This is a genomic window from Gemmatimonadota bacterium, from assembly GCA_026705765.1.
Taxonomy (GTDB): Bacteria; Latescibacterota; UBA2968; order UBA2968; family UBA2968; genus VXRD01.
The window spans coordinates 41,676-52,770 of record JAPPAB010000182.1 but is presented as its reverse complement, the minus strand read 5'-3'; the positions used below and the strand labels follow the sequence as shown (position 1 = coordinate 52,770).

The 11,095-nt window shown below is 52.3% G+C and carries 10 protein-coding genes; all 10 read left to right on the top strand.

Features of this window, described 5'->3' with window-relative positions:
- On the top strand, positions 1–810 hold an 810-nt coding region (locus tag OXH16_23710; GenBank protein ID MCY3684411.1), incomplete at its 5' end, for an acetate/propionate family kinase.
- Positions 807–1,928: a mandelate racemase/muconate lactonizing enzyme family protein gene (locus tag OXH16_23705; GenBank protein MCY3684410.1), complete on the top strand. Its 1,122-nt coding sequence runs from the start codon at positions 807–809 to the stop codon at positions 1,926–1,928. The genes OXH16_23710 and OXH16_23705, both read left to right, overlap by 4 nt.
- Before the next feature lie 10 nt (positions 1,929–1,938).
- Positions 1,939–3,333 carry a Gldg family protein gene (locus OXH16_23700; protein MCY3684409.1) on the top strand — a complete coding sequence of 465 codons (1,395 nt, stop codon included), beginning with the start codon at positions 1,939–1,941 and terminating at the stop codon, positions 3,331–3,333.
- Between the two features lie 84 nt (positions 3,334–3,417).
- Positions 3,418–4,803, top strand: a complete 1,386-nt coding sequence (locus OXH16_23695) for a DUF4340 domain-containing protein (GenBank protein MCY3684408.1) — start codon at positions 3,418–3,420, stop codon at positions 4,801–4,803.
- A 9-nt stretch (positions 4,804–4,812) separates the two neighbouring features.
- A complete protein-coding gene (locus OXH16_23690) occupies positions 4,813–5,730 on the top strand; it encodes a BatD family protein (protein ID MCY3684407.1) in 918 nt (305 codons plus the stop codon).
- Entirely contained in the window at positions 5,730–6,725 is a 996-nt protein-coding gene (locus OXH16_23685; protein MCY3684406.1) for a VWA domain-containing protein, read from the top strand. The genes OXH16_23690 and OXH16_23685 overlap by 1 nt, the downstream gene beginning before the upstream one ends.
- Complete coding sequence (locus tag OXH16_23680; protein MCY3684405.1) at positions 6,726–7,751, top strand: VWA domain-containing protein; 1,026 nt, start codon at positions 6,726–6,728, stop codon at positions 7,749–7,751. It begins immediately after the preceding gene.
- A 17-nt stretch (positions 7,752–7,768) separates the two neighbouring features.
- Positions 7,769–8,485 (top strand): tetratricopeptide repeat protein, encoded by a 717-nt coding sequence (locus OXH16_23675; protein MCY3684404.1) that lies wholly within the window; start codon positions 7,769–7,771, stop codon positions 8,483–8,485.
- Positions 8,475–10,310, top strand: coding sequence for a BatD family protein (locus OXH16_23670; GenBank protein ID MCY3684403.1), 1,836 nt, complete (start codon positions 8,475–8,477; stop codon positions 10,308–10,310). The genes OXH16_23675 and OXH16_23670 overlap by 11 nt, the downstream gene beginning before the upstream one ends.
- A gap of 2 nt (positions 10,311–10,312) precedes the next feature.
- Entirely contained in the window at positions 10,313–11,080 is a 768-nt protein-coding gene (locus OXH16_23665; GenBank protein MCY3684402.1) for a tetratricopeptide repeat protein, read from the top strand.
- The last annotated feature ends 15 nt before the right edge of the window (positions 11,081–11,095 follow it).

Genomic DNA, 11,095 nt, shown 5'->3' with positions numbered 1-11,095 from the left:
GCGATTCGCATTTTCGAGCAATGTGCTCCCAATCTGCCCCTGGTTGGACTTTTTTTTTTTTCTTTCCACGTCAACATACCCGATTATGCCTATATTTATAGTGTGCCCTACGACTGGTATGAAAAATACGGGGTTCGCAAATACGGCTTCCACGGCGCGTCCCATCGCTACGTTTCGCAACGCACGGCGCAAATACTCAACCGCGAGGATCTCCGCATGGTATCCTGCCATCTCGGCGGGAGTGCCTCTTTGTGCGCGGTTCGCAACGGTCAATCCATAGATACCACGATGGGCTTCTCGCCTCAAACAGGCATCATCAATAGCACGCGCATTGGAACTATTGATCCATTCATTATTCCCTATATAATGGACCAGGAAAATTTATCGACGAGCGAGATGAGCCGCATTCTGTCTGAAGAAAGTGGTTTGCTCGGCATTTCGGGTGTTAGTGGCGATGTGCGTGACCTCGAAGAAGCCGCTCAAAAGGGTCACGCGCGCGCACGTCTCGCTCTGGAGGCATTTTGTTATGGGATCAAAAGAGAAATCGGCGCTTGTTCCGCTGCACTGGGCGGTCTGGATGCGATTGCTTTTGCCGGGGGCATTGGCGAACGCGGAGCAAATGTGCGTCGGCGCGTCTGCACCGGGCTCGAATACCTGGGCGTTCACCTCGACGAGGTCGCAAATGCCGATCCTCCCACAGATGGGATGATCTCGACATCTGACAGCGCGGTTGTCGTTCTGATTGTCCAGACCGACGAGGAATGTATTGTCGCACGCGCTGTAGCCGAATACTTGAAGGAGCACGGATGAAAATCACCGAAGTTCGCACGATTCCGCTTTTTGGAGAAACGCCTATGACGGGCTGGACAGCCGAGCCTGGACCAGATGAAAATATGCACACGCTGGTCGAAGTTCAGACGGATGAAGGTGTGAGTGGTATTGGAAGTGTTTTTACCAGTAAATCCCTGGTTGATGGGGCGATGGGGCTGTTGCGCCCCAATATCATTGGAGAAAATGCGCTGGAACCCGAGCGCGTATCTGAAAAACTTCACCAGATGACCTTCTGGCAGGGACGCGGAGGTGCTGTTACCCATGCGATTAGCGGTGTTGATATCGCGCTATGGGATATTTTGGGCAAAGTGGTTGGGCAGCCCGTTGGGCGCTTGCTCGGGGGATATTATCGCAAAAAAATAAAACCTTACGGATCGATTCTTTTTGAAGACCCCGAAACATTTCCCAACACTTTGCAAGACGCGCTCGACCGCGGTTTCAGGGCACTCAAACTCGGTTGGGGCGCTTTTGGGCGCGTTGACCGCCATATGGATGAACGCCTCATCAAAATCGCCCGAGACACCTGTGGCCCCGATGTGGAACTCATGGTTGATGCGGGCGGCAGCGATGCCTTTTGGCCTCACAATTACAAATGGGCGATTGAAACCGCTCGCATGCTCGGCGATTACGATATCACCTGGTTTGAAGAAGCCCTCCCGCCCGACGATATTGAAGGCCACATCAAATTGCGAGAATATTCACCTGTCCGCATTGCCGGTGGAGAAGTTTTTACTCGCCGCCAGAGTTTCATGCCGTGGATTGAATGTGGCGCATATGATATTATTCAGCCCGATGTCACGAAAGTGGGGGGTATTTCTGAAGTGCGACGCCTGATATGGTATGCGTATGACCACAATGTTCTGGTCGTCACACACGGCTGGAACACCGCTATTGGCCTCCTGGCAGATCTCCATCTGTCTGCCGCACATCCCATTGCGCGCTGGGTCGAATATATTACCCCATCGCCTTATATCGAAGATATTGTCACTACGCCGTTTTCACTCGATGAAGACGGATTGCTTACTATTCCCACTGCGCCGGGTCTCGGTATAGAACTCGATTGGGATGCCGTGCGCCATTACTCGGGTGAGAAATAGAGATAGATTTATGCCCAAATTTTTATCACATCGGATATTGAAATACGGGTCTAATGCCCTTGTGGCGGTGTTGATCACGCTGGGTATTCTGGCGGTGATTAATTTTTTAACCACGCGGTATCACGCGCGCTTTGACCTGACGGCTCGCGGTCTTTATACGCTATCGCCCCAAACGATTTCTCTTTTGGAAAATTTGTCTGAGGATGTCAATGTTGTGGCGTTTTTCCGCGAAGCAGAGCAGCGCGATTACGAGCATTTGCTCAAGCAGTATGCCTATCATTCGAGACGTTTTGCGTACCGGTTTGTCGATCCCGATAGAGAGCCGATTGAGGCCAGGCGATATACTGTGACGCGGTATGGTGTTTCGGTGATCGAATATGGCAGTCGGGAAGAGAGGATTCAGGAAACGTCTGAAAAAGCGTTGACTAATGGCATTGCGCGTTTGATGAGCGAAGAGCGGCAGGTGGTATATTTTGTGGGGGGACATGAGGAGGCGCATCCCGACGACCAATCGGAGCAGGGATTTTCCGGGATCAAGCAGTTGCTCATTGAAGGCAACCACGATGTGCGTCCATCCCTGGTGCTGGCGCAATCACAGCGCGTGCCCAAAGATTGTGATGCGCTGATTATCGCGGGACCAAAACGCCCGTTTTTGCCAGCAGAGATCGATATTGTAGCAACGTATCTCAATCGGGGAGGCGCGGCATTCTTTTTGCTGGATCCGCTCATCGATACGGGGCTTGAGCCGCTGTTGCGAAAGTGGTCTATTGGCCTGCGAAATGATTTTGTGGTCGATAAAAGCCAGGTGCTGACGGGCGCAGATTTTTCGGTTCCTGTGACGACGCATTATAGCAAACATCCCATCACAGAGAAGCATTCGGGATTGCAGACGTTTTATCCATTGGTGCGCTCAATGGAACATGTGGGGTCTTTGCCGGGTGCCGATGTTTCTTCGCTGGTTCTGTCTTCGCCGAATAGCTGGAGTGAGACCAATCTGGATGCCATTTCGGCTAAGGATAAAGAGGCGGTTCAATATACATCCGGGGCTGACCAACCGGGGCCGCTGTGGTTGGCGATGGTTGTGGAAGGTCCGGCCACTATTGCCGCGAAAGCGGGTGATGATCGACGTGGGGGGCGGGCGCGGATTGTGGTGTTTGGCGATTCGGATTTTGCGAGCAATCGCTTTGTAGAGGTACCTGGGGCTGGCAACGGCGATTTATTTATGAATGCAGCAAATTGGTTGCTCAGAGCGCGCGATAAAATTACGATTCGGCCCAAGAGTACGCTCTTTCGCCCGCTGGTATTGAACCCTGGCGATGAATTTTGGATTCGATGGGTGTATTGGCTGGTGTTGCCAGGCGTTCCGATTGTTGCGGGTGTACTGGTCTGGTGGCGCAGGCGATGAGAAGGGTGATCCGCAGATGGCGCAGATGAACGCAGATGAAAGAAGACGAACTGGTTGGGTGGGGTAACTGACAACTGACAACCGATGACAAATGAGGAAATTGTGGGTTTTAAGGTGACAGCGATTTTGGCGGTTTTGCTTTTGGGGTTGGTGGGGTTTGTCTTTTTGTTTGAACGTCCTCGCATGGCAGAGGAACAACGCGAGGTTGAGGCGAAGAATGCGTTTATTGAAGTTCAGCGGCATCGCGTTGCGCGATTGACATTGACCAATGAATACGGATACTTTGTAGCAGAGAAGCGCGGCAATGAGTGGGAACTGATCAAGCCGCTGGAAGTGCCCGCCGATTGGATAGAATTTGAGGGTATGATCGAGATCGCACAGATTGTTGAACGCGGTCGGGCTGTGGTTGATGAAGGCGATTACGCAGGGGTTGATCTCGCCGGTTTTGGGCTGAATCCGCCCGTGGTTGAAGTGCGATTTGAACCCATATCGGGCGATCCCGTTTGGTTGTTTTTCGGCAATGATATTCCCTCCAAGCAAGGGTGCTATTTTACATGGTCGGGCGGAAACACGGTCGTGTTGACCAAAAAACAATATCGCGCGCGGTTTAATCGTCCGCTGATGGCATTGCGCGATACGCGGGCGTTTTCCTTTGATCCCGATCTGGTCTCGCGGGCGTATTTCCAAACGCCTGAAGGTGTTTATGAGGTCGTGCGGGATGGGCTGAAGTGGCATCTCGTTCAGCCAGTAAAAGAGCGGGCTGACGCGCGCGAGGTTTTGACGCTGTTGGGGCACTTGAAAGACGAGCGCGTCGAATCCTTTTACAAAGAGGTAGTGGATGATCCCACAATTTACGGATTCGACGATCCGGATTACAAAGTTGTGTTGTATACAGAAGACAATGAAGTGCCCAATACGCTGTTGTTGGGCAAGCGCGTTCCCGATAATCGGCGGAAATTGTGGTATGGGCGTATAATGAATCGTCCACAGGTGTTTATCGTCGAACAATTGATCGCAGAATCTCTGGATATTCCATTGAACCAGTTGCGTTACAAGCGCGTTTTTGAGTTTGATCGCGCGGGTGTTGACCGCGTGCGGTTGGCATATCGAGACAGTGTAGTGAATTGCGCGAAGGATGGCGATGATTCGTGGCAGGTGGTGATGGGGGATGGGCGTGTTGTAGAGGGAGGTGTAGGCGTTGAGGATTTGATTGATCGCGTTCACCATCTGGTCGTTGCCGAGTTTCCCGATCAAGTGGATAAATCTGTCGCAGATAGTCTGGATGATCCCGAGTTGACGGTTTTTCTGTGGCGGGGCGAAACACTGGTGCAAGAGCTGATCATTGGGCAGGCCAACAATTTTTGGTACGGCACGGCCAAAACGCACCGGGAGGTGGTTGTGCTGCCGTATTCGGTGATGTCGTGGCTGCGGCTCAATTTGACTTCGGGCGCGATACAAGAAGGAGCATAATGGACGGCAATGCGTGCGATTTATTTTTTATTCGCAATATGGATCGGGACACAAACGGTTCCGACCGATGCAACGGTAGAATTTTTGACAGGGGTTGACCGCGATACAATTGCAATTGGCGACCCTTTTGTTTTGCGTCTGCGCGTTCATCGCGGGGCTGATGATAAGGCGGAAATCTCGTATGGGAAAGATTTTCCCCAACCATTTGAGATTCGGCACACGGGTGGGGTTGAAACAGAGCAACTCGAAAATGGACGGGTGCGGGAAACGCAAGACCTCGTGCTGGCGATTTATCAGGTGGGCGCGTTTCGCGTGCCACCCGTTTCCGTGCATTTTGTCAATGCAGAGGGCGATTCTGGAAAAATTACGTCGCAACCTATTGATGTGCTGGTGCAGAGTGTAAAGCCAGAAGGCACGACGGATATTCGAGATGTAAAGCCTCCGATGGTTGTGGTAGCACAGATTCCAGTGTGGTTTTGGCTGGCGGTTGGCGGACTGATTCTATTGCTTGCAGGGTTGGTCTGGTATATTTATCGACGCAGGCATCGTCCAGGAGTCGAGTTGCCACCACCGCCGGTCAACTGGTTAGAGGAATTGGACAGGGTGGGGCAGTTGGGGCTGATAGAGCGGGAAAACTACCGGCAGTATTATTCTCTGTTATCGGTTGTTTTAAGGCGGTGTTTGGAAGCCAAAACTCCCGTACATGCAGTGGAGCGCACGACGTTTGAGATTGGGCGAGATTTGCGTGTCCAGGCATTTGACGATCAATTGGTGATGGCTATCGAAGGCTTTTTGAATGAAGCAGATCGGGTCAAGTTTGCCAAATTTACACCGCGTGATTACATGGCGCGCGAGGCGATGGATGGCGTGCGCGACATTGTGAATACTCTGGTTACACCCTCTGTGACGCAGGAGGCAGATAGGTGATGCGTTTTGCCAATCCAGAGTGGTTGCTGCTCCTGTTGTTTATTCCGGTGCTCATTTATCGCTATATTGGGCGCGAAAGGCGCAAGTCGGGGCGCATTCGGTTTTCCGATACGCGCCTTTTTCGGCGTATTGGCCCATCTTTTTCGCTGAAGTTGCGGCACAGTTTGATCGCGTTTCGCTGTGTGGCTCTGGCCTTGCTCATCGCGGCGATGGCGCGGCCCCAGTCTGGGCGCGAGGGCCGCGAAATTTTGAGTCAGGGCATTGACATTGCGCTGGCGATTGATGTGTCGAGCAGTATGGAGGCCAAAGATCTGGCAGACCAGCGCAAGACCCGGTTGGCAGTGTGTAAAGAGGTGGTGGCGCAATTTGCACAGGGGCGTGCCAATGATCGCCTGGGGCTTGTGGTCTTTGCCGCAGAATCCTATACACAATGCCCACTCACGCTGGATTACGGCGTGTTTTTGAGTTTTCTCGATGGTGTTGAAATTGCCAGCAAGGACTGGGATGGCACTGCGATTGGTTTGGGGATCGCAACTGCGGTGAATCGCTTGCGAGAATCTGAGGCCAAGAGCAAGGTGATTATTTTATTGACAGATGGGAAGAATAATCGCGGCGAGATCGATCCGATGACTGCAGCGCGCGCAGCAGAGGCCGTGGGTATCCGTATTTATGCAATTGGTGCGGGCAGCAGGGGGACGATTATGCAGGAGGTTGATGGGATTTTTGGTAAGCGATTTGTACCGGTCAAAGTTGAGATTGATGAAGAGACGCTTAAAAAAGTGGCAGATGCTACGGGCGGGAGATATTTTAGAGCGACGAGTGAAGAAAAGCTGGAGGAGATATACGCCGAGATTGGGGAAATGGAAAAGACCGAGATCAAAGTGCGCGAATATGTGGATTATCGCGAGTTGTTTCACCTGTTTCTCTATCCCGGTTTGGCATTGCTTTCATTGGAATTGGTGCTGGGGAATACGCGATTTCGGAGGTTGCCTTAGATGCGATTTGGCGATCCACAGGCTTTTTATTTTCTTTTTTGCGTACCGATTTTCGCGCTTTTTTTCTGGTGGGCTTTTCGACGTAAACGCAGAGCGCTGTATGCATTTGGCGCCCCCGAGTTGATGGATAAACTCGCTTCAGGTGTCAGTCGCATGCGGCAAGGCATAAAATCCGCACTGATGTGTGTCGGATTTGTTTTTCTGGTTCTGGCACTGGTGCAGCCGCAGTTTGGCACTGAGTTGGAATTGATTCACCGTCGGGGCGTCGATCTGGTGATTGTTCTGGATACGTCATTGAGTATGTTGGCCGAGGATATTAAACCCAATAGGCTGGGACGTGCGCGTTTTGAAATTGAGGGGTTGATCGATCGCCTTGAAGGCGACCGCATCGGCCTGGTGGCTTTTGCCGGTTATAGCCATGTGCTTTGTCCGCTTACGCTGGATTATGGTGCGGCAAAAATGTTTTTGGGTCAGGCCAATGCCACATTGATTTCAGAGCAGGGTACAGCGGTTGCAGAAGCAATTCGCGCTGCGATTCGGGGTTTTGGGTCGCGCAATGGGAAATACAAAGCGCTCATTTTGATTACGGATGGCGAGAATCACAGTGGCGATCCCATTGCAGCAGCGCGAGCGGCAGCGGAGGAAGATGTGCGAATTTTTGCGGTAGGTGTAGGGACTGCAGAAGGTGAGTTGATCCCCATTCGCGATGGCGATAGAGTAGATTATTTGAAGGATGACGAGGGCAAGATTATCAAGACGCGGTTGGATGAGGCAACACTGAAGGAGATTGCGCGTGTGACCGATGGATTATATGTGCGTGCCAGCGGTGGGGGAATTGGATTGCAGGCTGTGCATGAACGGATTGCGGAGATGGAGAAGCGCGATTTGGGTACGCAGCGTTACGCACAGTATATTCACAGGTTTCAATGGCCTTTGGCTTTCGCGCTGTTGTGTTTTGTGAGCGAAGCTCTGTTATCGGATCGACGACGCAGTGAGGAAGTATGGCGTGGGCGATTTGAGACATAGACTATGGACGTGAGGTTATGACGCGATTTTTATATGTTTTGCTGGCAGTGCCATTCCTGGGGTGGACATTTCTCGATCCCGTGGCAAAAAAGAATGAAGAGGGCAATGCGCTGTTTGAGAAGGGGGAGTACGAAGCGGCATTGCGCCGGTATCTGGAAGCGCAACAAGAGGGGCAACTCCGACCGGAGTTGCATTTTAATGCTGGCGATGCCCTCTACAAGCAAGGGAAATATGCCGAGGCTTTGCAGGAGATGGGGCGTGCCACCGAAGACACCCATCCGGATATGTCTGCCGCTGCACATTACAATTTGGGCAATGCGCTGTTTCGGCAGGAGAAGTTCCAGGAAGCTGTGGGGGCTTATAAAAAGTCACTGGAACTGAAGCCGGATGATATAGATGCCAAAATTAATCTGGAATTGGCATTGGAAAAACTGGATCAGGATGGGCAGGATGGGCAAGATGAACAGGATGAAAATCAAGATCAAAACCAGGATCAGCAGGACCAAAGTCAAAATCAGGACCAGAATCAGCAGGATGGGCAGGACCAGGATCAAGATGGGCAGGATCAGCGAGATCAGCAGAAACAACAGCAGGGCCAACAGCCCGATCCCAGAGAAATGACGCCCGAGGAGGCGGCGCGGATTCTCAATGCGATGAAGGCGCGAGAAGAAGAATCCCAGAAGCGACGCAAGTTGAAGTTGCGAGGCAGGCGATATGATGGCAATGCCTGGTAGAAAAAGATGGATATTTTTGTGCAGTGTTTTGTTTTTCCTGTCGCAGGTACAGGGAACTGATGCACAGGATGTGGCGATGCAAGCTTCGGTGGATCGCACTCGGGTCGAAGTTGGCGACCTGATTCAGTTCACTGTGGAGGTTGAGGCTGCGCAGATGGGGAGTGTATCTGCACCTCAGGTTCCCACACCTGATGGGTTGCAATTGACGGGGAGTACGTCTTCTACGTCGATGTCGGTCAACATTGTCAATGGTGCGATGACAACAAAGCGCACGACGACGTATGTTTTCTCTTTTCGCGCACAAGGCGTCGGCACTTATGTGCTCGGGCCAGCGCAGTTGACCCATGAAGGTAAGACGATTCGGTCTGATCAGGTGCGCGTTGAGGTGGCGAAAAGGAGTGGTCGCCCACAGACGCGTCCTGCGCCATCAACGGGTCGGTCAATGGGACAGTCAGAGATTCAGGAGATTGAACAAAACTTGTTTTTGCAGGCGGTTCCCGAAAAGCGAGTGGTTTATGTGGGTGAACAGGTGGGTGTGACATATAAATTGTTTACGCGCTATGATTTGCGAAATGTGCAATACGGCCATGTGCCGACATTTACCGGGTTTTGGACAGAGACTGTATTTGATGCCCAGCGTTTGAATATGCAGCGAGAGGTTGTCGATGGGCGCGCGTTTAATACGGCATTGCTCAAGCGTTTGGCGCTATTTCCGACAACGGCAGGTAAGCACACCCTGGAGCAACTTGAGGTGAATTGCGAAATTGTTGCGGGGCGACGGCCGCGCAGTCTGTTCGATTTTGATCCATTTGGTACATTTGATGCGCAGCAGGTGAAGGTGCGGTCAGGCGATATTGAAATTGAGGTGAAGCCATTGCCCGCTGGTGCGCCGAAGGGATTTGGGGGTGCTGTTGGGCAATTTGAGATTCGCGCAGAGGCGGTTCCAGGTACGGTGAAAGCCGGCGATCCCGTCGCAGTGAAGGTGGTGGTGCAGGGTGCGGGAAATTTGCACGCGATTGACGAGCCTATTCGTCCTGAACGGTCGGGTTTTAAGTTTTATGATCCCAGGACGAATTTGGAAACGCGAAAGCGTGGTACGCGCATAAGCGGGCAAAAAACTTTTGAGTATGCAGTGATTCCGCATAAAACGGGCCAGGTAATATTGCCGCCTTTTACCCTGGCCTATTTTGATCCTGTGCAGCGGCGGTATAAAACCGCGCAGACCAAACCGATTCCTTTGCAGGTGACGCCGGGTGAACAGATGCCCCAGCCGGTTGCTGGGTTGCCGGGTGAAGAAGTGCGCGCGCTGGGGAGCGATATCCGGTATATCAAACCCGACCGGATGCATTTGGCCGATCAGGGCTTGTTGCTCTATCAGCGCAGTGGGTTTTGGTTTTTGCAACTCATTCCTATTTTGGGAGTGGCTGGTGCTTATGCTTATCGCCGTCATCGCGTGCGTTTAGAAGGCGATGTGGCTTATGCGCGCAGAAGACGTTCGCGTTCGGAAGCACAACGGCGTTTGGGCAAGGCGAAAGGGTTAATGGAAGCGGGCGATAGCGCGGGTTTTCACGGTGAAGTCCACAGGTCTTTGGCGCAGTTTGTCGCAGATCGAACCAATCGCGCAGCGGCTGGTTTGACAGCGGACCAGATTGGTGCTGTGCTGGTGGAATGCGGTGTAGATACACAGGTGATTTCGGGCGTTCAAGACGTATTTTATCAATGCGATCAGGCGCGGTTTGCGCCGGGGCAGATTTCGGCAGAGCAGATGCAGGCGTTGTTCGCGCAGACCGAAGATTTAATCGGTGCGCTGGAGCGGTGTATTTAGTTATGAGGACGGTGATAGAACGGCTGTTATATTCCGTTGTCGCGGTTGCGATACTTGGCGCAGATATAGTATTTGCTTCAGAAGCTGTTGTCGCGCTGTACAATCGGGGCAATGAATACTATCGCGCCGGGGATTTTGATGCGGCGATTTCGGCTTATGAGCGCGTTATTGCACAGGGGCTGGACAACGGTGAGGTGTATTATAATCTGGGCAATGCGTATTTTAAAAACGCGCGGCTCGGGCGTGCGATTTTATCTTATGAACGCGCTTTGAAATTGATGCCGGGCGATCGGGATGTTCTGGCGAATTTGCAGTTTGCCAATGCGCAGAAGATAGATCGAGAAAACGAAGATGAGGTCAATATTTTGACGCGGGTTTTGCAAGCGACTTTTGCGTTTTTTACCCTCGATGCGCTGGCAGTTATGGTTTGTGTGTTTGTTTTTTTGCTGGGCGGTGTGGCGGTGTGTTGGATTTTTGTGCCTGTCCGTCGTTTGCTGTGGGGTGGGTTGCTGGTGGTTTTTGCAGGCGGACTTTTGGGCAGCGCGGCTATGCTGGCGTTTAAGGCGCATCAACACAGCATTCCCAAAGCTATCATTCTGGTGGATGAGGCCATTGGCCGCAGCGGGCCAGGGCCCGACTTTTTACAGGTGTTCGCACTTCACGAGGGCACGAAGGTCGAGATTGAACGCGTTGAAGGTAGCTGGTTGCTGGTGCGCCTGCGATCGGGTCTCGGCGGCTGGATTGAAGCGCGTGCGCTGGAGCGGATTTGAGGAATCATCTATAAT